The 25,471-nt window shown below is 32.7% G+C and carries 25 protein-coding genes, 1 tRNA gene, 1 rRNA gene and 1 pseudogene; 6 read left to right on the forward strand and 22 right to left on the reverse strand.

What is annotated here, in order from left to right; translation table 11 throughout:
- Window positions 1–22: 22 nt before the first annotated feature.
- Window positions 23–1,105 carry an antibiotic biosynthesis monooxygenase family protein gene (locus FLAPXU55_RS04560; protein WP_180856768.1) on the reverse strand — a complete coding sequence of 361 codons (1,083 nt, stop codon included), beginning with the start codon at window positions 1,103–1,105 and terminating at the stop codon, window positions 23–25.
- 7 nt (window positions 1,106–1,112) lie between these two features.
- The gene (locus FLAPXU55_RS04565) at window positions 1,113–1,634 is read right to left on the reverse strand and encodes a DUF5004 domain-containing protein (protein ID WP_073488350.1); all 522 of its coding nucleotides are present in this window, start codon (window positions 1,632–1,634) and stop codon (window positions 1,113–1,115) included.
- A 473-nt stretch (window positions 1,635–2,107) separates the two neighbouring features.
- Between FLAPXU55_RS04565 and FLAPXU55_RS04570 the strand changes: the two genes are divergently transcribed.
- Window positions 2,108–3,706: a DUF6377 domain-containing protein gene (locus FLAPXU55_RS04570; RefSeq protein ID WP_180856769.1), complete on the forward strand. Its 1,599-nt coding sequence runs from the start codon at window positions 2,108–2,110 to the stop codon at window positions 3,704–3,706.
- A 246-nt stretch (window positions 3,707–3,952) separates the two neighbouring features.
- On the opposite strand, the gene FLAPXU55_RS04575 is transcribed toward FLAPXU55_RS04570, so the two are convergent.
- The 11 genes from FLAPXU55_RS04575 to FLAPXU55_RS04630 all read right to left on the reverse strand — a co-directional run bounded on the left by FLAPXU55_RS04575 (window position 3,953) and on the right by FLAPXU55_RS04630 (window position 14,131).
- A complete protein-coding gene (locus tag FLAPXU55_RS04575; RefSeq protein ID WP_180856770.1) occupies window positions 3,953–5,176 on the reverse strand; it encodes a sterol desaturase family protein in 1,224 nt (407 codons plus the stop codon).
- A 141-nt stretch (window positions 5,177–5,317) separates the two neighbouring features.
- Entirely contained in the window at window positions 5,318–6,604 is a 1,287-nt protein-coding gene (locus FLAPXU55_RS04580) for a Glu/Leu/Phe/Val family dehydrogenase (RefSeq protein ID WP_180856771.1), read from the reverse strand.
- Window positions 6,605–7,044: 440 nt separating this feature from the next.
- Window positions 7,045–7,896: a DMT family transporter gene (locus FLAPXU55_RS04585; RefSeq protein ID WP_180856772.1), complete on the reverse strand. Its 852-nt coding sequence runs from the start codon at window positions 7,894–7,896 to the stop codon at window positions 7,045–7,047.
- 66 nt (window positions 7,897–7,962) lie between these two features.
- On the reverse strand, window positions 7,963–8,556 hold the full coding sequence (locus tag FLAPXU55_RS04590) for a 2OG-Fe(II) oxygenase (RefSeq protein ID WP_180856773.1): 594 nt from the start codon (window positions 8,554–8,556) through the stop codon (window positions 7,963–7,965).
- Between the two features lie 84 nt (window positions 8,557–8,640).
- Window positions 8,641–9,813 (reverse strand): hypothetical protein, encoded by a 1,173-nt coding sequence (locus FLAPXU55_RS24065; RefSeq protein ID WP_235991989.1) that lies wholly within the window; start codon window positions 9,811–9,813, stop codon window positions 8,641–8,643.
- A gap of 22 nt (window positions 9,814–9,835) precedes the next feature.
- Entirely contained in the window at window positions 9,836–11,299 is a 1,464-nt protein-coding gene (locus FLAPXU55_RS04605) for an AAA family ATPase (RefSeq protein WP_180856774.1), read from the reverse strand.
- A 184-nt stretch (window positions 11,300–11,483) separates the two neighbouring features.
- The gene (locus FLAPXU55_RS04610) at window positions 11,484–12,602 is read right to left on the reverse strand and encodes a vWA domain-containing protein (protein WP_053474419.1); all 1,119 of its coding nucleotides are present in this window, start codon (window positions 12,600–12,602) and stop codon (window positions 11,484–11,486) included.
- A gap of 106 nt (window positions 12,603–12,708) precedes the next feature.
- The gene (locus FLAPXU55_RS04615; protein WP_180856775.1) at window positions 12,709–13,089 is read right to left on the reverse strand and encodes a YchJ family protein; all 381 of its coding nucleotides are present in this window, start codon (window positions 13,087–13,089) and stop codon (window positions 12,709–12,711) included.
- Window positions 13,076–13,312 carry a hypothetical protein gene (locus FLAPXU55_RS04620; protein ID WP_180856776.1) on the reverse strand — a complete coding sequence of 79 codons (237 nt, stop codon included), beginning with the start codon at window positions 13,310–13,312 and terminating at the stop codon, window positions 13,076–13,078. The genes FLAPXU55_RS04615 and FLAPXU55_RS04620 overlap by 14 nt, the downstream gene beginning before the upstream one ends.
- Before the next feature lie 127 nt (window positions 13,313–13,439).
- Window positions 13,440–13,589 carry a hypothetical protein gene (locus FLAPXU55_RS04625; protein WP_088636379.1) on the reverse strand — a complete coding sequence of 50 codons (150 nt, stop codon included), beginning with the start codon at window positions 13,587–13,589 and terminating at the stop codon, window positions 13,440–13,442.
- Window positions 13,589–14,131: a hypothetical protein gene (locus FLAPXU55_RS04630; protein WP_180856777.1), complete on the reverse strand. Its 543-nt coding sequence runs from the start codon at window positions 14,129–14,131 to the stop codon at window positions 13,589–13,591. Before FLAPXU55_RS04630 ends, FLAPXU55_RS04625 begins: the two co-directional genes overlap by 1 nt.
- An 86-nt stretch (window positions 14,132–14,217) precedes the next feature.
- On the opposite strand from FLAPXU55_RS04630, the gene FLAPXU55_RS04635 reads away from it, so the two are divergent.
- The 5 genes and pseudogenes from FLAPXU55_RS04635 (at window position 14,218) to FLAPXU55_RS04655 (ending at window position 16,956) form a co-directional block, all read left to right on the forward strand.
- The gene (locus FLAPXU55_RS04635; protein ID WP_180856778.1) at window positions 14,218–14,463 is read left to right on the forward strand and encodes a hypothetical protein; all 246 of its coding nucleotides are present in this window, start codon (window positions 14,218–14,220) and stop codon (window positions 14,461–14,463) included.
- A gap of 361 nt (window positions 14,464–14,824) precedes the next feature.
- On the forward strand, window positions 14,825–15,265 hold the full coding sequence (locus FLAPXU55_RS04640) for a KTSC domain-containing protein (protein WP_053474414.1): 441 nt from the start codon (window positions 14,825–14,827) through the stop codon (window positions 15,263–15,265).
- Window positions 15,266–15,524: 259 nt separating this feature from the next.
- Window positions 15,525–16,286 carry a DUF4369 domain-containing protein gene (locus FLAPXU55_RS04645; protein ID WP_053474413.1) on the forward strand — a complete coding sequence of 254 codons (762 nt, stop codon included), beginning with the start codon at window positions 15,525–15,527 and terminating at the stop codon, window positions 16,284–16,286.
- An 18-nt stretch (window positions 16,287–16,304) separates the two neighbouring features.
- A pseudogene (locus FLAPXU55_RS24240) lies at window positions 16,305–16,691 on the forward strand (peroxiredoxin family protein); the annotation flags it as partial.
- A 184-nt stretch (window positions 16,692–16,875) separates the two neighbouring features.
- Window positions 16,876–16,956 (forward strand) — tRNA-Tyr (locus tag FLAPXU55_RS04655).
- Between the two features lie 156 nt (window positions 16,957–17,112).
- On the opposite strand, the gene FLAPXU55_RS04660 is transcribed toward FLAPXU55_RS04655, so the two are convergent.
- From FLAPXU55_RS04660 to rrf, 9 genes are all read right to left on the reverse strand, one after another.
- Complete coding sequence (locus FLAPXU55_RS04660; protein ID WP_180856779.1) at window positions 17,113–18,075, reverse strand: alpha/beta fold hydrolase; 963 nt, start codon at window positions 18,073–18,075, stop codon at window positions 17,113–17,115.
- Window positions 18,076–18,155: 80 nt separating this feature from the next.
- The gene (locus FLAPXU55_RS04665; protein ID WP_180856780.1) at window positions 18,156–18,845 is read right to left on the reverse strand and encodes a helix-turn-helix transcriptional regulator; all 690 of its coding nucleotides are present in this window, start codon (window positions 18,843–18,845) and stop codon (window positions 18,156–18,158) included.
- Between the two features lie 134 nt (window positions 18,846–18,979).
- Window positions 18,980–19,195 (reverse strand): hypothetical protein, encoded by a 216-nt coding sequence (locus tag FLAPXU55_RS04670; RefSeq protein ID WP_053474410.1) that lies wholly within the window; start codon window positions 19,193–19,195, stop codon window positions 18,980–18,982.
- Between the two features lie 481 nt (window positions 19,196–19,676).
- On the reverse strand, window positions 19,677–20,534 hold the full coding sequence (locus FLAPXU55_RS04675) for a hypothetical protein (protein WP_180856781.1): 858 nt from the start codon (window positions 20,532–20,534) through the stop codon (window positions 19,677–19,679).
- Window positions 20,535–20,596: 62 nt separating this feature from the next.
- Window positions 20,597–22,750: a multicopper oxidase family protein gene (locus FLAPXU55_RS04680; protein WP_180856782.1), complete on the reverse strand. Its 2,154-nt coding sequence runs from the start codon at window positions 22,748–22,750 to the stop codon at window positions 20,597–20,599.
- A 3-nt stretch (window positions 22,751–22,753) separates the two neighbouring features.
- Window positions 22,754–23,317 (reverse strand): DUF3347 domain-containing protein, encoded by a 564-nt coding sequence (locus FLAPXU55_RS04685; RefSeq protein ID WP_180856783.1) that lies wholly within the window; start codon window positions 23,315–23,317, stop codon window positions 22,754–22,756.
- 159 nt (window positions 23,318–23,476) lie between these two features.
- Window positions 23,477–23,839: a hypothetical protein gene (locus tag FLAPXU55_RS04690; RefSeq protein ID WP_180856784.1), complete on the reverse strand. Its 363-nt coding sequence runs from the start codon at window positions 23,837–23,839 to the stop codon at window positions 23,477–23,479.
- Window positions 23,840–24,041: 202 nt separating this feature from the next.
- Window positions 24,042–24,215, reverse strand: a complete 174-nt coding sequence (locus tag FLAPXU55_RS24245; RefSeq protein WP_394368084.1) for a hypothetical protein — start codon at window positions 24,213–24,215, stop codon at window positions 24,042–24,044.
- 1,160 nt (window positions 24,216–25,375) lie between these two features.
- Window positions 25,376–25,471: ribosomal RNA gene (gene rrf, locus FLAPXU55_RS04700) — 5S ribosomal RNA — on the reverse strand; the annotation flags it as partial.

A 25,471-nucleotide genomic window follows, 5' to 3' on the forward strand; every position in this document is an offset into this window, starting at 1 on the left:
GATGTTTTAATTTGATAGTGAATTATTTGTCTAAGGTTTTAAGCGGAATCGTCGTATCTGAAATCGTTTTGTCTTTGTTGTCTTTAACTAAAACATGAATTTCACTTAAAACAGGAGAATCCTTAAGTTCTGAAACCAAATTGACAAATCCTTTTATCTCTGCAGTTCCACCGCTAAACTCACCAGAAATTGTTTTTGCACCAGCCGTAATCGTGTAAAGCAATTTGTTTACTCCCGGCTCATTGTTTTTTCTGTAGATTCCTAAGAAATCTTTCTGGCTGATTTGTAAAGGGAAAAATCCAAATATTGGTGCCGGCGGCGGCTCATAAGCTCCTGCATATAAAACCTGATCCGGAATTGTTCCTGCCCAGTCATCTTTTACCATAAGGAAAACTAAATTTTCCATCACGTAACCGTCAGGTGCATTGTAGTATGTTTTTGGAACTAAATCCATTTTGTAGAATCCATTTCCTAAATCTTTTAGTTTGGTTTTTTCAACAATGTCCGGTAACCATGATTGGTATTCTTGTTTAATATCCCAGTTGTTCAATCCGCTGTGAATGTGAACGCTTGTTGCGCCCGCAAATCCAGGAGCTAAATTGGCATTAAATAAAATACTTACTCCTTTATCTAAAGTTGGTTTTGTTGGATAAGCTCTGATCAGCTCATTCGCAGTGTAAAAAGAAGAGAAATCAGTATATGGCATATTTGCCACGTCACTTTGTTTCGATCCCGTTTTGTCTTTTAAACGAAACCAGAATCCTGCGCTTGCTGCAATTTCAGCCGGTGTTTTAGAAAAATAAACTGTTGGAGTTAAAGTAAAACTCCACACTTTATTTCCTTCATAATGCAGTTTTGCGAAATCAGATGAATTCTCCCAATTTCCCGCATCTGGTTCAGATGGTGACCAAATCCAGATGTATAAATCCTGATTTTCTGCAAACGTAGTTCCAGAAAGATCAAAGTACCATGTAACTTGCTCATCATATTTGTAAACAACCGGAAATGATGACATAGGTCCCACAGCTCCCGCGTTTTCTTGTGCCTTTGTAAATGTTGGAGCCATCAAAAGGGCAAGTAAAATTGTATATAGAAATTTTTTCATATTACTTTTAATTAATAGCATTTAATTTAAATACATAAGTCACAAACGGAGTTCCTCCTGAAGAATGCACTAACTGAAATTCCATTTCGTCATTGTTCCCAGGAACAGATGTTACTCTAAGTTCGTCTGTTTTTTGAGTTTTAGCAGCATCGCTGTACAAGTAGATTCTTACTGCGCTTGCATTGGTCTGTTGAAAATCTGAGCTTAATTCCCAATAGCCTTTTGGAGCAAATAAAGGAGGAACATTGCCCGTCACTTCATAACTTGTAGGTTTGTTTTTTTCGTCTACGCTAAAATTGATTTTAAAATCTTCGTAGTTAAAAAAAGTACTCAAGTTTTCCTCGCTTGGTTCGATCTTATTTGCCTTAGCAAATTCGTCAACCATTTTTAGATTTGTTAATCCCCAATTTCCGTTTACTTTTTCATAAATCGTAATTGGATCAACGTAGCTTCCGTCTTCTGTATTATCGCAGCTAATGGCAAAAAAACAAATAAACAGAGCTAACCAGTAATAACTTTTACTTCTCATAAATTTTGGTTTTTGTTAGTTTTTCATCCTTAAAAAGGACAGTACGAAGCTAGATGTTAAATAAATCTAAAAAAAAATATCTGTAAAAAATCAAGATATAATTCAAACGTTTTCGTAATTAATTAATTGATTTACAGTGTTTTAAAGTTTTACTAAAAACATAAAAATCAAGGTCTTGTATAGACGCAAAGTACCTGTAGAATAATGGTAAATATGACAATATGGAAATTTTATGTGAATATTTTTTCACTATACATATATATAACCGCTTTTTATTGTATAATTGCAAATTATTAGAGTACTTTTAACATTTTAAAGCCTTTTAGACACTCACACTAAGGCATTTCGAAAAAAAATCTTAAATCGGTACTCTCCTATTTCTAAAACTGTTAATCATCAGTTTTTAATTAATTTTGCTTTTAAACGAATTAACTCAACCATAAATTACCTTACCTTAAAACCACAACCAAACCATGCAAAAAATATTTGTAATGTATTTTTTCATTGCGGGTTTTTCTCTTACTGCGAAAGAGACAAATCCAATTCTTGAAGAATTAGACAATGTACTGCTAAAAAAAGAAGTTTACTTAAAACAGAAATATCGCAAAATTGAAACTTTAAAAAAGAATGTTTCAAAATTTACTGTCAGTCAAAATAATGAGCAATTGTATCATACTTATATGTCATTGTTTGAAGAATACAAATCATTCAAATATGACTCTGCTTATTATTATTTAGAAGAAGCTAAAATCAAAGCCATTGTTTTAAAAGATCCTAAATATTTGGCTAAAAGCCGAATTAAGGAAGGTTTTGTACTTCTTTCTTCTGGATTATTTAAAGAAGCTATCGATACGCTGAATGTTATTGACGACCAAAAACTCGATCAGAAAAACAAATTTGAATATTATAATATTAAAGCCCGTGCTTATTATGATTTAGCCGATTATAACCGTGATCAGCGTTTTAATATTCATTATGTACAGCAGGGAAATCATTTTCTTAAAAAGGCTTTAGAATTAATTGGAACTAATTCTAATGAATATTGGGCCGCCGAAAGTTTAAAGCGTTTAAAACAGCAAGACTGGCGCGGCGCCGAATTTGCTTTCAGCTACTGGATTAATAATTACGATTTACCACCTGATTATTACGGAATTGCCACTTCGAGTCTCGGTTATATTTATTCGGAACGAGGATATACTAAAAAAGCAATTTATTATCTCGCACTCGCCGCTATTGCCGATGTTAAAAATGCGACGAAAGAAACTGTCGCACTTAGAAATCTGGCCAATGAACTCTTTAAAATGGGTTATCTGGACAAAGCCAACGAATATATTAATATTGCGATGGATGACGCAACTTTTTACAACGCCAGACACCGCAAAATTGAAATATCATCGATATTGCCTATTATCGAAAAAGCGCAGTTAAACAACGTAAAAGATAAAAATGATAAACTGGAAAAGATCATTATTCTTTTGACGATCCTGACGCTGATTATCATTTTGTTTTCGATTATTATTTTCAAACAATTAAAAGAGAAAAACAAAGCGAGAAAAATAATGGCTTCGTCATACGCGCAGCTTCAGGAAATGAACATAAGTTTGAGCGAAGCAAATGCGATTAAAGAGGAGTATATTACGTATTTTATTAAAGCAACTTCGGCTTTCATTAATAAGATTGATCATATCCAGAAAAGTACGCTTCATAAAATTATTACCAAAAAAACAGATGAAGTTATTGCGAGCTTAAAAAGATATAATGTAAAGGAAGAAAGAGAAAATTTGTTCCATCAGTTTGATGAAATTTTCCTGAAATTGTTCCCAACTTTTGTGACTGATTTCAATCATTTGTTTCCGAATGATCATAAATGTATTGTAAAGAAAGGGGAACTTTTAAATACGGAACTTCGCATTTTTGCTTTGTACCGATTAGGGATTCAAGATAGTAGTCAAATGGCTGAATTTCTGGAACTTTCTGTAGCTACCATTTATACGTACAAAACTAGAATTAAAAGTAAATCAGACTTTAAAGATACTTTTGAAGAAAAAATAATGGCTATTAAGACGATTTAATTTTTTTGCCACAGATTTCACAGATTAGCACAGATTAAAAAATCATTTGAATCCTTTTAATCTGTGACAAAAAATGTAGCATTCCTGCAAGGTTTCCAAAACCTTGTAGGTATAATTTATCAAGTTCTGGAATCGATATAGAAACCTACAAGGTTTTGGAAACCTTGCAGGAAATAAAACCGCCACGATTCACGAAATTGTATTTAAATAATTCGTGAATTCGTGGCGATTATATATTCATTCTTTTTACTCTGCAGCTTCTAACTGCAATATCATATTTTGATAGTATTTACTCAACGAAAATAATTGCTCAGCAAAAATCATAACGGCCAGCGGAACGAAGAAAAATATGGTTAGATCCCTTTCGTATAAAAAATACGTCGTTATCATAAAAATACGGGTATATTCGAGATAATAAATCCATTTACGCTGTTCTAAAATAGCGCCGCAGTTTATTAAAGTGATAATGATAATCGACAATACAAAAATCTTATCGTACGCCTGTAAATGATCAAAATAATACGTAAAAACGGTTAGCAATAAAGTAGAGATTCCTAATTGAATATAAAGGTAATTTCTAAATCGAAGTCTTTGATGCGGATTGCTTTTATCCTGCAAAAAACGTTTTTCTAAAGTAGGACGAATATCCTGATCCATATGCGCCGGGCTTCCAAAAACGGCTTTCCATCTTGCTTTGAATCCTTTTGAACGTCTCCATAATTCATATATTTCAAAATAATAATGAAAATGCTGCCAAAGAAAACTATAGCTTTTTAAGGGGTGCGTTAATCCGTATTTTGGTTTTTCTTCTTCTTCCTGGAAAGTTCCAAATAGACGATCCCAAAACGTAAACATATCGCCATAATTTTTATCGAGGTATTTTTCGTCAGATGCGTGATGAACACCGTGAACAGAAGGCGTTACAAAAATATATTCGAGCCATTTTATTTTTCCTACGAGCTGTGTGTGCGTAAAGAAAGAATACGCTCCGTGAACAATAAGCATTGTAATTACCATTGTGGGATGAAACCCAACAAAAGGAAGAATACACCAAAATCCCGTTCGTACAATGGCCTGAAAAGTGGTAATTCTGGCTGCGGCCGTAAAATTAAATTCTTCACTATGATGATGTACAATGTGTGCTGCCCAGAAAAAATTGACTTCATGTCCTAATCTGTGATACCAATACCACACAAAATCTGTGGCGAGAATTAAGGCAATCCAGACTAAAAAATTACTCGGAATTTCAAAAATCCTATAATCATCATAAATCAAATAGTACAATTGGTAAAAGCTTGCGGCAACAAACAAATTAATCAATCGTTCTGCAATTCCAATACTAATATTAGAAACAGAACTTTCATAATTAAAAATTTCAGGTCTCTTTTTTCGTTGTGCCAGCTTATATTCAAGGAATAAAAACAGAAAGAAAGCAGGCATTGCAAAGGCTAGAAAATTAATGTTTTTCATTTTTAAAAATTACTTTTTATCGATTTTAAGAAACTAAACTACAATTAATTAAACTAAACAGCTATTTTCATCAACCAATATCAGATACAAATATATTGATATTAAACGATGAAAATAGTCTTAAATTTCTCTTAGAAAAATCTAGTTCTGATTGTATTTATCGGCTTCCAGAGTCACTTCTTTAACAGATTGTGTATCTGCCACTTTTTTCAAAGCAATAATGTAAGCAGCAATTCGCGGCGTTACACTATGTTTAGCAGCAACCCTAAATACAGTTTCAAAACCTTTTTCTAATATATCTTCTAAACGTTTATTAATTTGATGAATTCTCCAGGATTCTAACAATGAATTTTGAAGCCATTCAAAATAAGAAACGGTTACACCTCCGGCATTTGCTAAAATATCCGGAACTACTAAAACATTATTCTCGTGTAAAATTTTATCAGCATCAGAAGAAACAGGTCCATTTGCAGCTTCAATAATTATTTTGGCACGAATATCTTTGGCATTCTTTTGTGTAATAACATCTTCTTTAGCTGCCGGAATCAAAACATCAACATCTAAAAGCAATAAATCCTCATGTTTGATTGCAACTGAATTTGGATAACCTTTAATAGTTTTATTATTTAGATTATAATACAAAATCAACTCAGGAATATTGATTCCATCCGGATTGAAAAACGCTTCAGAAACATCACTTACAGCAACTATCTTAACTCCTTTTTCATATAAAAACAAAGCCGAATGTAAACCAACATTTCCAAATCCCTGAATAGCGGCAGTTGATCTTGCCGGTCTTATTTTTAATTTTTCAAGCGCAAGTAAAGTAATAATGCTCACTCCTCTTCCGGTTGCCTCTACTCTTCCTAGTGAACCTCCTGAATGTAAATGTTTTCCCGTTACAACGGCATGAATTGTTTTGCCGTGAACTAATGAAAATTCATCCATTAACCAGCCCATTTCGTCCGGGCCTGTTCCCATATCCGGTGCCGGAACATCTTTTTCAGGGCCAAAAATATCTGCCAAAGCTTTTGTATACGCTCTTGTTATTCTTTCTAATTCTGTTTTAGAAAGTGTTCTTGGATCACAAATAATACCGCCTTTTGCCCCTCCAAACGGAATTCCGGTTACAGCAGATTTCCAGGTCATCCAGGCGGCAAGTGCTTTTACTTCATCAAGATTAACAGCATTGTCATAACGAATTCCGCCTTTTGACGGACCTAAAGCTGTATTGTGAATGACACGGTATCCTTCAAAATTTTGTTCGGTTCCATTATCTAATGTTATAGAAAAATTGACCACAATTTGTTTTTCCGGACGCTGCAGCTTTTGTCTTAATGATTCATCTAATTTAAGAATATCGGCTGCTATATTAAACCTGTCAATCATAGATTGAAAGGGGTTCTGTTTTATAATTTCTGCACTCATAGTATTTATTTTTAATTTTTTGGTTTATCGATTTGGGCTTAATAAAATGTTTCTTCTGAATAAAATCAGCAACAACACATGCAACACGGAATTTTCATCTGGCAGCAATGCATCATACTATTTATGTTTCTATTCGATCTCATTTTATTTTTATTTAATAGTTCCTAAAAAAAGCCTTTCATGGTGCATGAAAGGCTAAAAAAAAAATAACTAACAAGTACTTTCTCTATTAACGCCATTTCATCGCATAGGTCGACATGCAGCACATCGTCAAACTGCACATAAACGGGATGATATTTAGACTATAGTTTTTCATTGTCATTGCAAATCTATAAAATATATTTATAAACTCTATAGAATTAGTCGGGTTTATTTCAGAAAAGTATAAATTTAACATTAAATCCCTTGTAAATTAATGATTTAAGAAATTAAAAAAAGTACTAAAATTGTGATTTTACGATGAAAACAATGGCAATTAAGGCTAAAACAAGTCCTAAAATATTGATTTTAGATAGTTTTTCTTTGAAGAAAAGCATTCCAACAAGGCTTCCCAAAACGATCACGCCCATGTTCATTCCGGCAAAAACAGTTGAAGGATTTTCGGCGAAAGCCTTATGCGCTTTTAAATAAAACAATATATTTCCGAAGTTGAAGATTCCGACCAAACCTCCAAAAAGAATGTTTTTATAATTGAGTTTTACTCTTTTTACGGCAACATCATAAACGACAACGAGTAAAGAAACAGCCAATGAAATATCAAAAACGATAAACAATGAAGTTGTGTAAGGCAAAGCGGTAAAAAGTGCAATTTGCTTAAAAAGGATATCGATAATCCCGAAACCTATAAATACAGCTGCCGGATAAATCCATTTGTTTTGATCGTTTCCTGATTGTTTTTTTAAGATGAATAACAGCGCTATAAATCCAATTATTAGTCCAATAACTTTATACGAATTGAATTCTTCTTTAAAAATAAGCCACGCTGCAATTATCGGAATAAAGAGCGATAAACGCTGTGCAGCATCAGTTTTTGCAATTCCCATATGTTTTATGGAAGTGAATAAAAACAAAAAAACAATTGGCAGTAAAACGCCAACGGCTGCGTAAATATTCCACGGAGCATCTGCATGAACTACATTTAAATCCGGGCTAAAAGTAAAATAGCAAAGCGATATTGCCATTATATAATTGAACGCAATAATCTGAATGGGATTTGCATTGTATTTACGGGTTATTTTGAAGATAACACCAACCGTTACACTGCATAAAATGCTTAAAACAAGAAACAACATAGGATTAAATTTTGAATACAAAAATAACGTTTATCTCCTTATAATGAATGTTCCTAAAAAAACATATTAGTCACTTTTTAACCATCCTGTAATACTCATTCTGGTATTTTGTGTAACTAAAACTTCGTGAACCAGTTCATTACTTTTAAAGAAAACGGTTTTACCCTGAATGGGTGATATTTTCTGTTCGCTGTTGTTTTGGTGAATCATTAATTCTCCGCCATCACTTTCTTTCCAATTACTATTCAAATAACTGATCATTGAATATTTACGACTTGAATTATTTTTGAATTGATCTAAGTGTTTGAGATAAAAATCGCCTTTTTCGTATAACGAATAATGAAATTCATAACCCGTAATTCCGGTAAAGCAACTTTCGTTTAAGTAGAGTACAAACGCATCAATTTTATCGAAAAACTCATTTTCAAAAACATTATTGTGTTTTTTATCGAGCCAATAAATAGCGTCGTTTCTAATTTTTCCGTCAAAAGAAAGTTTTTCAGAATTTCCAATTCCAGCCGTCAACAGCAAACTGGCAGCATTTAAATCAATTAAGTTTTGCTTGAGATTATTGGATAATTCATCACTTATAAACCGTTCTGAAATTCCAATTTTATTCTCTATATAACTTGCTATCAAATCCTCAAAACTATCATCCATCGCTTTTTTAGGCAAACTGCAAATACAGCCAACGTAGCAAGGTAGACTATTTAAAACTGGGAATTAGTAATTATTGAGAATAAGTTATTGCTTATTACTTTTAATTCTTTTATTAGTTGAAATAACTGGGTTTACAAAATAACCTAATTCTTTCTTTATAATATTAACATCATTAACAAATTCATCATTTATTTCAGGAATTGTGATAGCTAAAATATCGAAACAAGTTTCTCCATTATTATTGCTACCAATAGATATTCCTATGACTTTCTCTACATTAGGATTCTCATAACGCGCAACCATACATCTTAGTTCTAATTCTCCTTTTTTCTCTTCCCAATTATGCTCGTTTAAGGGCATAAAAACATATGAATGTTTAGAATTTTGTAAAGGTTTTAACATCCTCGCTTTAACTTTAGTTTTAATTGCATCTTCAAGACTTAAACCGAGTTCAATTCTATTAATTCTTGGTTCTAAGTTTATTGTCCGAATTGCTTCTTCAAGTTCATTAAATCTTAAATCATCCGTTTTTTCGTTTAAATGAAACTTATGTAATAAGTGTATCATAATGTCCCAAATATAACTAACTTCAATATCTTCTTTCCATTGAGAATATTCCTCTGATTTTAGATAGTCTTCCCATAATTTTTCACCTGCAAGTATAGAATTATCAGGAATATGAACATCAAATCCCGTTTGCAAATAAAAAGCAAGAAAGTCAGCTTCTGTTGGAATCAATATAACCTTATCTTCAATAAATTTTTCTTTTGCCACTAAATAGCTTGTGAAATCAGTAATTGTATCTAATTCATTTAAAATTGTAAATGTTGACTTTTCATCAAACACACTAACAAAACCTTTACCAAAATCACCCGTTGGTAAAGGAAAATTATCTGTGCTCCCGAAAGCAATTGCTATTCTATGTATAATTCTTTTATTCTTAGGTGGAAGTTTTATTTTTCTTATTCTATTTTTTAGAAATACTTCATCAGTAGTTTCTAAAAATCTTTCCGCTCCATATATTTGTTCAACTGAATCTAATACTGCTTTTTTTACCCATCTATCATATTTAATATTCTCATCCTTATTCTCTGACATTCGGATATCCTTTACAGATATAATAATTATTGTATTTTCACAAACAATTAAAATATCACATAATTCTTTTCCTTTTTTGCCAATTGGATTTGAAAAACTCCAAAATGGCAAAAAAGATTTTTCACATAGCTCAGAAACATATTTTTCAGAAGGCGTCATCTATTTCTACTTAAAAACACCTTTATAATTTACTAATATAACTTCCGTACATATCTTTAAATTGATGTCCTTGTGCAAAACGGTCTTTGCTTAGTTTTTTGTATTCTACCAAAGCCCACAGCACAAACTCTTTTACAAAATATTGATCTTTTTGATCTAATTGCGGCTGGTATTTTTTCAATAGAATATCTAAAGGCGTAACTTCGTCTAAAATAGCCTGATATTCAGCATCAGTAGCGTCATCTAATAATTCGAAACCGCTTTCTGCAAAAAACCATTCAATTAAATCAGAATAAGGTGTTTTTTCTCCCGGTTTTTCTAATTTTTCGATTTTAGGGAATAACGTTGGAAACAAAGTTCGAATTGCCATTCCTATTAAATGCTGCGCTACAAAAGCGGCTCCCTCCTGCTCTCCTTCATAAACCAATTCTACTTTTCCTGTTATCGCCGGAATGATTCCGATAAAATCAGATAAACGAAGATTTGTTTTATCAACTCCAGATTTTAAAGCACGGCGTTCTGCGGTACTAATTAAGTTTTCAAAAGCGGTAATACTCATTCTCGCACTTACACCACTTTTATTGTCGATATATTCACTTTCGCGGGCTTCAAAACTTATTTGTTCTAAAATATCTCTCGCTAAATTTGGAACATAAACTACATCACTTTGGTTTTCGTCCAGTTTTGCTTCCTGTTGTGTAATTGTTCTTGCAATTTCAACCGTTTCAGGATAATGCGTTAAAATCTGCGAACCAATTCTGTCTTTAAGCGGCGTTACAATACTTCCTCTGTTTGTATAATCTTCTGGATTTGCGGTAAAAATAAACTGCATATCAAGCGGCATTCTTAATTTAAATCCGCGAATTTGAATATCGCCTTCCTGCAGAATATTAAATAATGCAACCTGAATTCTGGCTTGTAAATCTGGTAATTCATTAATTACAAAAATACTTCTGTTTGCTCTCGGAATCATTCCGAAATGAATTACGCGATCATCTGCATAAGATAATTTTAAATTTGCAGCTTTAATTGGGTCAACATCTCCAATTAAATCAGCAACGGTAACATCCGGAGTTGCTAGTTTTTCGAAGAAACGTTCGTTTCTGTGTAACCAAGAAATTGGTGTTTCATCTCCTTTTTCTTCGATTAAATCTTTTGCAAAACGTGAAATTGGATTCAACGGATCGTCGTTGATTTCTGAACCTGTTACAAACGGAATATATTCATCTAATAATTCAACCATTTTACGGGCTAAACGTGTTTTTGCCTGTCCGCGAAGTCCTAGTAAATTAATATTATGACGAGAAAGAATCGCACGCTCCAGTTCTGGAATTACGGTATTTTCGAATCCGTGAACGCCCTCAAAAACCGGTTTCCCCGATTTTATTTTTTCACGAAGATTATTTCGCAATTCGTCCTTTATACTTATGCTTTTATATCCTGCAGCTTTTAACTGCCCTAATGTTTTTATATTATTAATTTCCATTTTATGAAATATCTATTTTGTTTATTGTTTTTTTTTTAACGGCAAATATTGTGTTGTTGCGTTGTGTGTAAATTTATTTTAAAGCCTTTGTTACTTTGGACCTTTGCCTCTTTGAACCTTTTTTAATCAACTTTGTGTCATTACTTTGCGTAGACGCACTGCTGTGCGTCTCTACACTGAACACTTACCTCACCCTTTTTTTCCTATTCGTTTCATAATCTTCAAAAATCATTTCACCAAGACCTTTTAATCCGGTATAAAATGCTTTTCCCTGATTTGCTTCTGTAAAATGATTGACAAATCGCTGTAAATACGGATCGTTTGCAATCATAAAAGTTGTAATCGGAATGTGTAATTTTCTGGCTTGCTGTGCCTGCGTGTAACATTTATCTACAATATATTCGTCGAGACCGTTGCTGTTCATATAATACGAACCGTCGCGTTCGCGCACACAGCTTGGTTTTCCGTCGGTAATCATGAAAATCTGTTTGTTGGTATTTCGTTTTCGACGCAAAATATCCATTGCTAATTGCAGTCCGGCAACTGTATTGGTGTGATACGGGCCAACTTGTAAATACGGCAAATCTTTAATTGGGATTGTCCAGGCATCATTTCCAAAAACCAAAATATCAAGCGTATCTTTTGGATAACGTGTTGTGATTAATTCGGCCAAAGCCATTGCTACTTTTTTCGCAGGTGTAATTCGGTCTTCACCATACAAAATCATACTGTGGCTAATGTCGATCATCAAAACGGTACTCATTTGTGCTTTATACTGTGTTTCTTCGACAACCAAATCATTTTCGGTCAGCATAAAACTTTCAACCCCATTATTAATTTGGGCATTTCGCAGACTTTCAGTCAATGAAATACGTTCTAAACCGTCGCCAAAATTAAATTCGCGAAATTCTCCTGTATGTTCATCGCCATTTCCGGCATGTTTTGTTTTATGATTTCCGTTTCCGGATCGTTTCAGATTTCCGAAAATTTGATCTAAAGCCTGCTGACGAATTGCGCGTTCTGTTTTAGCAGTGATTCCAAAACCGCCGCTTCCGTCTTCTTTGACTTCGTCTTTTATGTAACCTTTCTTTTTTAAATCTTCGATAAAATCATCGATCGTGTAGTTCTCATCTGTTAGTTTATATTCTATATCTAATTCCCGAAGCCAGTTGATTGCTTCGTCAAAATCCCCCGAAGTATGGGTGATTAGCTCTTTGAAAATACCAAAAAGTTTTTCAAACGGAGACTGAAACGGGGCTTCGTACGACTTAAAATAAAAACCTTTTTTAAATTCGTTTTTCATAATTCTAAAATTAAGTCTTTTTGGAATTATGAAAATAGAAACGTTTATTAATTTTTAGTTAAAATATTTAACCAAAATTCGCAGCTAACAGTGTTAGATATAATAATTATTCAAACTTTCCATCGACATAAAACCAGGTATTATTTTCAAATTTAAAGGTTGAAAACTCATAATGAGTCTGCGGTTTATTATTGGAGTTTAAAAAATAGGCTTTAAACTCCACTGTATTTTCTGTAAAACTCAGAATTTCTAATTTTTGCCATTTATTTGCTGTAGCCCATTTTAGAATTTCTGCTTTCGAATAATATTTTCTTTCTGAAATATAAGTTGTTTCTAAAAGATATTCAGCATTATGAGTAGCATAAGCCGAATATCTGGAACGCATTAAAGCCAAAGCTGTTGGCGCTTTTTGATTGTTTTCGAGATACAATCCGCAGCAATTTTCAAACTGTAATCCTGTATCGCAAAAGCATTTATGCGTCGCCATCTACCTCTTCTTCTCCGTTAAGTTTTACATGAAGCTGGTTTAATAAAACCTGATACCTGCTTATTTCTCTCACTTCTTCATCTTCTTCAGCAAAATCAATCATTTCGTCTAATACTTCACTTACATCTAATAATTTATTATTTGCTCCTCTGGAATCTCCTGCAGCAATTAAATCAATAATTTCCTGTACACTTGCTTTTAAACTTTCAAATTTTGTATTCATAATATAGGCTTGTTTTTTTTGTTTGCCACGAATTTCCCGAATTAGCACGAATTTTTAATTTGAATTGAACACAAAGCTTAAAAAAATAATTCGTGCTAATTCGGGAAATTCGTGGCAAAAAATATATTTATTTTTCTTCTTTTTTATCTTCGTTAAACTTTTTTATAATCTCTTTAAGCTTTTCTTTACGAGCAATTACAGCTTGTTTCGCTTTATCCTGAGCTTTGTGAAGTTTATCGTTGTGCTTTTTTATATTTCTTTCGTTATTGCGTCCCATTATATTTCTCTTTTAATTTCTTCTAAACTCCTTTCAGTAAAAATCAGTTCGTTGATAATCTGCTTTCTTAAATCGGCTATATCTTCATAATCAAAATATTTTGCCCACGAAGTTAATTGCTGCAGATTTCTAATTTGTTTTAAGCGTTTTGTGGTTTCAAAACTTGTTCTCAAAATTGCTTTTCCGTCGTAATTCGGGTTATTTTTATGCTGATAATTGGCGAGATTCTTTTCAAAATCGGCTTCTATGTAATATAGTTTTTCTTCGGCATTATCAGGATAAAATTCTTCCCAGGCTGCAAAACCAATTTTTGTTTTTGATTCGGTTTCCGGCTCACGCGCAATTAAACGCCATTTACTGTTGGCTAATCTTCCCCAATGATTGGATACGCGATACATTCCGGCTTCGGTATAATAATAAGAACTTCCTGCCTTGCTTTCAAACTGTTTTTTTAAACCTTCTATTTCATTTGGAAGCACTTCATTAAAAACACAAAAGGTATTCTTAAAAGAATTTGGATGTGGCTTAAAATTTTTCTGCATGTGCAAATATACTGAGATTGTCGCGAACTCCCTAAAACAAACCTAAATTGATTAACTTTGCGACTTCAATTTTAAAATAAAAAACTATGTCTAAAGATTCACAAGAAAAAATGCCGCAAAAAGGAGTTTATACCGGCATTATCGAAAAAGATGAAAACAACAATTATTTCTGTGGTGAATATCTTTTAGATTATAAAATCGCTCATACTAACTTTAATATTGGAGACTTGGTTACGATTAAATCTGTAATTGAGAATCCAAGCGACATTAGCTACGATAAATATCCTAAGAAATCTAAAAACTTCGATAAGGCGAATCATAAGCCGGAATAAAGTTTTTGTTTCAGGTTTCTTTTGTTTCAGGTTTCATGTTGAAATGAGGGAGATTTTAACGCAAAGTACGCTAAGATTCTTTTACTGTATTGCAAGCGGTATTAATAATACTAAGTTCGCAAAGCTGTTAACGTAAAGCTTTGCGAACTTTGCATTTTTATAAAAACCTTATATGTAGAAAAATCTTAGCGTACTTTGCGTTAAAATTTCGTCCTAACATTATAAAACCTATAACTTCTACCGAATATTTTTTCGATCAAAAGTGAAAAGTTAAAAAAAAGTGTACCTTTGCAAAAAATTTGTCGATTTGAACTAATTAATATCGATTTCAAACTAATAGACAAGTAGTTACCTTTTATTTATGAAAAAAATAGTTGAATACCGCAAGTTACTAAACGTAGAAAAAACTGCAGAGTTAAAAGATTTAAAAACAATTTATCGTAATGCGATGAAAGAATCTCATCCTGATAAATTTGTAGGAGACGACGCTGGTTTAAAAGAGGCAGAAGAAAAAAGCAAAACAATCATTGAAGCTTACCACTTTTTAGTAAGTATTCACCCTGATACTATTAAACTTAATTTACCTGAATATACAGAGACAATTTCAACTTGCACGATTACAGATTACAAATTTGTAGAAGGGCGTTTGATTATTGATTTTTCTAACGGAAGTGTTTACGAATACATTAGTGTTCCTAAAGCAACTTACGTGAAAATGGTAAATGCTGATTCTCCTGGAAGATTCGCAAAAAGACACATTTTGAACTCTTTTACCTGGAGAAAGAAAACAAATCAAGAATAAATTTATTCGAAAATAATTCAAAAAGCACTCTTCTTACAGAGTGCTTTTTTTATGGCTTAGTATTAAAAAAACTCTATATTAGCATTCAAAACAATAAATAAATAAGAGTTTTAAATCAATTAAACGTCTCAAAACACTTGATTACAGGACATTTAGACACAAAAAAACTATAACAAAATTTTAGGTTACAAAATTCTATATGTTTTATAATTTTAGATACTTTTGTTGCACAAATCAATTAACTAATTAATTTTTTATAATGAAAAAAATACTTTTTTTACTTACAGCTTCTGCAGCTATCATTTCATGCAGTAAAGTTAAAGACGGAGAATACCTAATTACTGGTACTGCAAAAGGAATCGAAAACGGAAAAACTATCATTCTACAAGGACAAGATCCAGCTACAAGAATGACAATTGCGTTAGATACTGTAAAAGTTGAAAATGGAAAATTTGAAATTAAAGGAAAAGTTAAAGAACCAGCTTTCCATACATTAATACTTCAAGGTGCTAACGGACCAATCCCATTTATCTTAGAAACTGGAGAAATCAATATCGAAATTGACAAAGACAGCATCCATAAATCTAAAATTTCTGGAACTTACAATAATGACGAGTATGTAAAATTCAATGATGATCTTACAAAAACTCAAAAAAACTTAATTGATTTTCAGAAAAAGAATACTCAAAAAATGCAGCAAGCGCAGCAAGCTCAAGATACAGCAACTATCAACAGCTTGATGAAACAATACATGGAAATCCAAACAGAAGTACAAGCTAGTACTAAAAAGAAGTATTTAGCTTACGCTGAAGGACACCCAAAATCTTATATCTCTGCCTTGATTATTCAAAGTATGATTAATGATCCAAGCAATGATATCAAAAAAACAGAGAGTTTATACAACGCTTTAGACGAATCTGTAAAAAACACAACTCCTGGTAAAGAAATCAAAACTAGACTAGGTCAAGCTAAATTGCCTGCGGTTGGTGCATCAGCTCCTCCAGTTGGCAGCGCTAAATGAAGAGCAGATTTTTCTGCGCCAAATCCGCAGGGAAAAGTAGTTTCGCTTAAAGAAAGTTTAGGTAAAGTTACTATCGTTGATTTCTGGGCTTCATGGTGTGGACCATGTAGAAAAGAAAATCCAAACGTTGTAGCGATTTACAAAGAATTACATTCAAAAGGATTAAACATTGTTGGCGTTTCTTTAGACAAAGATGCGGAACACTGGAAAGAAGCTATCGCAGCAGATGGTTTAACATGGACACATGTTTCTAACCTTAAATTCTGGGATGAGCCAATTGCAAAACAATATAATGTTGAATCTATTCCCGCAACTTTTATTCTTGATGCGTCAGGAAAAGTGGTTGCTCAAGACTTAAGAGGTCCGGAATTAAAAGCAAAAATCGTAGAATTATTAGCAAAATAATCCTACTTTTGAAATAAAGTTAAAAAATCTCCCTTGTGGAGATTTTTTTATTTTATTCAATTCCAATGAATTAAAAAATAACTTTAAAATAACTTTAAATTAAGTTCTTTTTTTGTTTGCAAATCTAGAAAACGTTGCTATCTTTGCCACCGCTTAGAACAACAAAGCACAACAAATTGAGATCGGGGAGATACTCAAGCGGCCAACGAGGGCAGACTGTAAATCTGCTGTGTGAACTTCGCAGGTTCGAATCCTGCTCTCCCCACAAAAAGGGTAAAAGAAGTAAAAACGAAAGTTTTCCAATCTTTTGAAAACCTTTAAAAAGTGGTAAAGCCTGCAAATCGTAAGATTCGCAGGCTTTTTTCATTTAAGACAGTTTTCAAACTTTATAAAATACCCGAAATATGTTTCTGTTTCCTTATTAAAGATCCTGTTGTTCCAGCCATTTTAAAATTGATTGGTTAGTTTCTTCAGGATTTTCTTGCTGAATCCAATGACCACAATCAAGAGTAACAACCTCTAAATTAGGAACGATATTTTTTAGGTTTTCAGACTTTGGAATCGTATCCAGATTACCATATATCATAAGAGTTGGTTGATGAATGATTGGGATTATATCTGCCATTAAATGCCAGTTTCTATCCAGGTTTCTATACCAATTTATACCTCCTGTAAACCCTGAGGATTCGAAGGCAGAAATAAAAACAGATAGTTCTTTATCGCTCATCAAGGGATCCCCAAGTGGTTTTTCTTCTCTTGCAAGATTAATCATTAGCATTCCAGGTTCAGGCGGTGTGAGAGGGATGTTTTTTCGGAATATGTTACGAAGGAACCGGGATTTGTTTTTGTTCATTATAGCATCTGCTACTCCTGGTTGTCTATTGAAGTGAACAAAATAGAAGTTCTCTCCAAATATTGCTTCCATCAACTCAATCCATGGTTTATCTCCACGATCTTGATAAGGTAAGGCCAAGTTTATTACTTTATTTACCCGTTCAGGATGCAATAGTGCCAGACTCCAAACGACATTTGCACCCCAGTCGTGACCCACAAAGGCAGCATCCTTATAACCAAAATGGTCAAGTAGTGCAATAAGGTCACTTGTTAAGTGTTCAATGTCATAATCCGTTATTTTGGTCGGACGAGATGAATTACCATAGCCGCGTTGATTTGGAACAATTACGTGGTAGCCGGCATCAACAAGAGACTGTATCTGATAACGCCAAGAAAATGCATGCTCTGGAAAACCGTGGCAGAGAATGATAGGTTTTGCTGAATTTTGTTGACCTGCTTCAAATACTTCCAGCACTACACTATTAACTGAAATCATTGTAGCCTTAGGAAATGAGATGGGATTAAATCCTGTCTTTATTACGTTTGTCATTTTTATTCCTTTAAAGATTATTAATGATGCAAACTTATAGCTGGAAAGTGACAGCCTTATGTCAGGGGTCAAAAAATAAATTAGTGATAGGTGCTAAAATACTCTTCCAGGGTCATTTTGTGTGGTTCAAATTTGTCTGTAAGTATTTCTAATTCATTGATTCTGTCTAAACGAAAAAAACGAAACTTTCTTCTTAATCGACAATAGGCAACTAACAACCAATTTTCTGTACTCAACAACGCAAATGGTTCGATGTTTCGGGTTGTGGGTTCATTTTTCGCATTGGTGTATTCAATTTTTACAACACGAAAATTTGTCAATGCAAATTGTAAGTCAGATAAATGACTACTGTTTCTTTCCCGATTGTTATTCTGGTCAAATCGTACTCTTTCTGAAAGTAAGTTCGCTTTGTCTAGTATGTTGTATTTTAAGACTGCTTTTACTTTTTCAATAGCTTCAGTATAATCTTTAATGAATGAAGTGTCTTTGTTTTGAAGAACTAATTGTTCTGCGGTAATTAACGCATTTGCTTGTGCTTCTGTGAACATTACGGGAGGCAGTCTGTAGCCCTCCATTAGTGAATAGCCTTTTCCATCTTCTGTAATTATTGGAACTCCCGATTGTTCAAGTGCCCTAATGTCTCTATAAATTGTCCGATTGCTTACGTTAAATTTGTTTGCAAGAGTTGTTGCCGTCAAAAGTCGTTTTGTTTGCAATTGTATTAAAATTGCAGTCAGTCGTGAAAGTCGTGTAGTCTCATTTTCGTTCATTTTTTTTGACTGTCAATGTTTCAAGGGGAATTTTTGGTATTACGGCTGAAGTTTTGTTATTACAACGGGTTTGGAACTAAAACTCCTTTTTGGATTTAAGTTTAAATGAATTTGAATTTCTTGCAACTAACATATTATATAAACTTATTTAATAAAAACGGCATAGCAAAACGCATACTTATAGTAAAATTTGGAATGCTCATAATTACAGTAATGGGAATATTTAAAATTCCTATTGGTTTAGCATCGCATTCACTTATACTCATTAGATCTGGGATGATATTTTTTTCAAAACTACCTGTATTGAAGTCCAAAAAAATCATTATAAATAGTGATTTTTTATTTCCCATAGTTATATCATGCAACAGGAACTGCTCATGGTGTTTTTAAAAGTAAAAATCCATAAAAACAAGAAAGAGATTTAGGCTTGAATATTATTAATGAGAAAAACTCAAATTGGCGTAAAAGTATCATGGAAAGGTTTTTTTCTACCTTTCCTTTTATTTCATAATAGGACAAATTTGCAATGTAATTTAAACATAGCAGAATAAAAATATTTATATATGCTATTTAGATTCAAATAGTCCATTATAACATAATAATTTTCTATAACGGATGTGCGCGCTGTGAGCCAATAAAAATAGTCAATCAATCGCAGTAATCAATTACCACATTATGAAATTAAATTTTTTCCTGTTCGCATCACTAGTTGTAATGACAGCAGTTCAAGCACAAAATCCCGGAAGAGTTTTAGGAATACTATAAATGACTTCGTCAGTTTTTACTTCCGGTACTGTAACAGTCACCAAAACCTTATCATCTTTTACATCGCTAATTAATATTTACTTCTACAGTTTTGTTTGCAATTAATATCCTTCTGATTTTTTCTACGTTTTTGATCTTGATTCCCTCTCCCTCCACTAACTTTAAATCTTCCAAAAACTCATCTCTAAAAGTTAAGGTAGATCCTTCAAATGGTAAATCTTTTAATTTTATATAAAGAGCCTCTGCTTTCTTATAATCTCCTTTTAATAAAAGCAGGAGCGGCATATTAGAAAGCGGATATTTTGACTCAGGATCATACTTCATACTTTGGTTTAAATAGTACTCTACATCATTTAATTTTTGAGTTACAATGCTGTACCAGGCCAAACTATTATAATGTATCCCCATTTGTTTCTTTGTTAAGCTATCAGGAGCAATTTTATAATAAGCAGAGTCTAAAGTAACCAAACCGAGGTAGTGAGCCCTTATATCCTTATTTGTTTTTAATGATGAAATACCAGACTTTAAAAAGTAGGCTCGATACTCTTTTATATGATTCGCATCTGAGACAAATAATGCCTTTGATTTAGCATCTGAAGTATAATTATAAGAAATCAAGCTGATTTTATATTTATAAGCAACATCATCATTTGATTTTAAGATACTTGGAATCAATAAATCAGCTTTACTTATATCTTTTTCCTGCAGATAATATTCATAAAATTTGAGCATAACATCAGGACTTTTACCATTAATAAGGTTTTTTAAGTTTTTCTTTTTTAAATTAAATTCATCTCGTATAGTGTCTAATGTTTGTATTTTATTATATTGGTAATCTGCCTTAGGCTTTATATTTGCCTGACATGTAAAAGCACTTAGCATCAGTATCACGCGAAATATTATCATTAATATTATTGATTTCATTTTTAAAAATTTATTTAAAATGTAATTACTTGTTTTTAGTTAAATTATGTTGATAAGTTATCTTAGTAATTTAGGTTAAGACCAAATCCTATCCCCATATCACTATCATAATGTGTTGTAATTCCAAAGTTCTTTCCGGCAATATATTTTAATCCTGCCATATATTCCTTGTCGGTATTCCACATCAAATTCATTCTTAATCGCTTTGAAACCGGAATATCTTTTCGTTCTAATTGAAAACGTATTTTACCGTCTGTAAAGATTTCCGTTTGCGCTACTACAAGCATTGGCAGAGTATAGTTTACACCGGCAGAAAATACAGCCCTTTTATCTTTAGTGCTGGTTTGTCCAAATAAATTTTGCTCCTGTTCACCCACTTCCATTTTTCTTGATCTCCAGTCAAAACCTATAAATGGCATAAGCCATTGCATTTTTCCAATATAGCGGCCGATATGTGTTTCGGTTTCGTAGCCATGCATATTATTATAGCCTAACCTCCACTCTGTTCCAATACTCCAACGTGTGTTTTGAAACATTGCTTCTCCATCATTACCGTTAGTGGCAAAATCATTTTCTGCCATGAAATGAAATTTTCTGTCATCAGCAAAAAGCATACGCTTGGCTAATTTTGGATTAGGAATTTCGGGATTTAGTTTTGAATTTTCATAACTAAAAATCCTTCCCATACCGCTCATCATGTGGTATAAAATATGACAATGAAAAAACCAGTCTCCATCTGCGTTAGCATTAAATTCTATAGTATCTGTTTCCATCGGCATAATGTCGACCACATTTTTAAGAGGCGCATAATCTCCCTGCCCGTTTATTAATCTAAAATCATGTCCGTGTAAGTGCATGGGGTGGCGCATCATAGAACCATTATGTAAAATAATACGAACGTTCTCTCCTTTCTTTATAAGGATTTTATCAGTTTCTGATACTACTTTATTGTCTAAACTCCATACATAACGATTCATGTTACCGGTAAGCTCAAATTTTAATTCTTTAACAGGTGCATTTTCAGGAAGGTTAGTTTTTGACGTCGCTTTCAGCATTGCATAGTTTAATGTCTTGATCTCAGCAGATCCGTCAGTTATCTCAGGATACATAACAGCGTTCATATCCATCTGATTAAGTGCCATTGTCATGCCCATATCATCCAAATCGCCATTCATTTTCATCATACCGTTCATCATCTTCATGCCTTCAAAATATTTCAATTTCGGTAATGGCACACTTGAATGTTTAGTTCCTTCCCCCAGATATAAAGATGCTGATTTAGTACGATCTTCAGGGGTTGCCAAAAATTCATAAGATGTATTTTTCTCCGGAATGGTTACTACAAGATCATAGGTTTCAGATACAGCTATTAATAATCTATCAACCTCAACAGGTTCGACATCATTACCATCATTTGCTACAACAGTTATTTTACCGCCTGCATAATTGAGCCAGAAATTGGTTGATGCCCCCCCGTTCGAAACTTGTAAACGAATCTTATCACCAGCTTTAAATTGATAAAGCTGGTTTTTATTTTTACCATTAATTAGAAATGCATTATAATATACATCACTCACATCCATGGCATTCATTCGTTTCCACTCGTTGGTCACTTTGGTTGAAAAATATCCTTGTTTTATGGCTTCGGTATAACTTTGTGTAGTACCTTTTTTAATTGCAAACCAATCACTGGCATTGTGTAAAAGCCTGTGGATATTTTCAGGATTCATGTCGGTCCACTCGCTCAAAACTATCGGAACTGAAGGTAAATCATCTATACCTTTTCTAAAGGTTTTATCTTCTGGCTTTTTATTTATTATAAATGCCCCGTACATACCAATTTGCTCCTGAAGACCGCTGTGGCTGTGATACCAGTGAGTGCCGTTCTGAATAATGGGAAAAGTATATTTATAAACCGTATGAGGTTTTATAGGCATCTGAGTCAGATATGGAACTCCGTCTTCCTTATTGGGCAAAAACAAGCCATGCCAATGAAGAGAAGTTTCCTCATCCATTTCATTATGTACATAAATCTCTGCAGTATCTCCTTCTGTAAATGTAAGTGTCGGCATTGGAATTTGTCCATTAACAGCAATTGCTCTTTTAGGTTTACCAGTGAAGTTTACCAAAGTGTCTTTTACATATAAATCATAACGAACGACTCTCTGCGCATTTACTGTTAAAGTAAACAGCAATAATATATAGAGTATTTTCATATTTTAAAGTGTTTCAATGGTCTTTCCGCAAGTCATCATCTTGGCTCCATAATAAGGATTTTTAATTTCCTTTTCTCTGCTTAACCAATTAGCATCCTCCATTGGACAATATTGATAATAAACAGGCTCTGATGATTTTGAAACTTTAATCAGATCGTGCAGGTTTTTTGATAGTGATTTAAAAACCTTTCTTTGTTTATTTATATCCTGCGAATTAGAAATATTTTCGGCATCTGCTAATAAAGCTTTAGATAGTTTCATCCAAATTGTATGTTCTTCCATTTTTAAACTTTCCATCTTTACAGCAGTAATAGCTGTTTTGAGTTTTTCTGCGTTTAAGGAAGCTGATTTACTATCGGTTTTTACCAAAGATTCATTTACAAGGAAATAGGAATCATAAACATTCTGCAGCTGATTGTTTTCCAGAGAATCGCTAATCATTATATTATTAGAAGTACTATTTGATATTTTTGATGCTGTACTTGCTGAATTTAAAAAATTAGCACTGAACGAAAGGATTGACACCAATAAAAGTATTGCTGTCATTATTTTTTTTAATGAATACATATAGTTGTTTTTTTAAAATCAAATAAGTTAATAAATTACATATTGACAGAAATACTTATAATCTGTAAATAGTAATTAACTGAAAAAATTGAATAGAAAAGATTTGACAGCAGAATATTAAGTGCTAATTTGATACACTTATGGATGTCACTTTTGAATTTAACCTATTTTTGGTTTCAAAAAAAGAGAAGAATAACCCGAAGAAATAGAACTTTCAGGATGATTGAATTTTTGATTTTTAGTGCCAAAAAAATAATTTCTGGTTTTTAACGATGTTTCATTAAATACTAAAAAAACACCTGCAGATGGTGCGCAAATGCATTTAGAATCTTTACAATTATTATCACAGCAATGATTCTTTTTACCCATATGCCCAGCAGCACAACAATCTTTTTTACTATTAGTTGAAGACATTTGTGTGGTGGAATGTCCTGTTTTAGATTTACTTACACAAGCAAAAGTGTTACTAGGCATTATAAAAAAGCCTAATAATAAAAATGCTAAAAAGTAAAATTTTCTCATTAGTAAAATTAAATATGAAACAAATATAATAATTATATTATATTGATTAATAGTTTGTTGATTAATTTATTTAAAAACTTAAACTTTTTTGCAATCTTAATTATTATGAAAAAGAAAGTTCAAAACCTGATTGAGTTCAAGGAGTATAATTTAATATTATAATTTCTTGTTTATAATATCTGAATAATCAATTCGATGAATATCATTTTTTGTTTAAAGTTTCTTTACATCTCTTAAACTGTATCCTTTTTGTTTTCTGAAAAAATTTGTTCAGATGGCTTACATCCGTAAAGCCAAATTCATATGCAATTTCATTCATACGTTTATCACTAAACCTAATTCTATGCTCGATCAGGTTAACCTTGTATTTAGCGATATACTGATGTAAGGTATCGTTAGTATGCTATTTAAAATACCTTCCAACATAAGCAATTGATACAGAAAATACATTGCTGATTTGTTCCGCTTTTAATTTTTCAGGATTATAAATATTCTGCTGAATATATTGCAATATTTTAACTGCTGTTTCTGAGATATAATCCGGTAAAAAAATCGAGATATTTCTTGCTACAATAATGATCAGGGTATTTCAGTTCCTTTTATGATTGTAACATCACCTTTATAAGAAATCATTTCCTCGTTCAACTTTACAGCTTTTACCTCTAACTGGCTTGCAAACAGATAAGCTTGCCCATCATCATCAATAAATACATTGGGTTCAATAAATCCCTATTAGCAATAACTCCTTTGGATTTTCGTGACAATAATGGTTTTCCTAATAGATCTTTAAACGGCCCATATGGATATGATTACTTACTGCTACACCAATGTTATCCTGATCTGCGGGATAATAAAAATAATATTTACCATTTTTTTAATACAGTCAGGAGCCCATGCATAATAGCATTTCATGGATTTCCAGCCCGAAAATTTGCTGGTAAGTTTAGAAAGTTGATTTAAAGTAAACCTTTCAGTCAATAAGCTAAACAGAATTGGTGATTCACGAACTGATTTACTAAACTGGTAAAAGGTAAGATCTAACATTTGGTTGTGGCAAAAATTAAATCTCCTGCCTCTCCAGTATGCTTCCATCTTTTGTATATACTAATTCTGCTGCAGTTTATCTTGCAGTCTTTTATATCGATTAAAGCATAATACCTATCGTAACTATTGTATTTGTTAGATCGTTTTTATGGTTTACAGTGTTTTGTCTAAGAAGCATTTTTTTCGATACCATATCATTAACAAAATAAGACCATAAGCTATTATATAAGATTTAATCTGGTATGGTGAGGTAGTCCGCAGGCTATTAACAAATAAAGTCTTCATATATGCTGATTAAAATTTCGAAACAAAATTCCAACACAAAATGGAGATTCAAAATGAACAATTCACACTATTCCATAGACTATTTACCCGCTGGGATTCAAAAAACAATTTGTGCTTGTCAATATGACAAAAGGCGACTTTGATTTAGTTTCCAAAAATATTATAAAACAAAAAACCCTATCCATTTCTGGATAGGGTTTTTCAAAAGAAAGGCGACGACATACTCTCCCACAATACTGCAGTACCATCTGCGCAGGCGGGCTTAACTACTCTGTTCGGGATGGGAAGAGGTGAGCCCCGCCG

This window comes from Flavobacterium panici, assembly GCF_903819335.1.
In the GTDB taxonomy this organism is placed as follows: domain Bacteria; phylum Bacteroidota; class Bacteroidia; order Flavobacteriales; family Flavobacteriaceae; genus Flavobacterium; species Flavobacterium panici.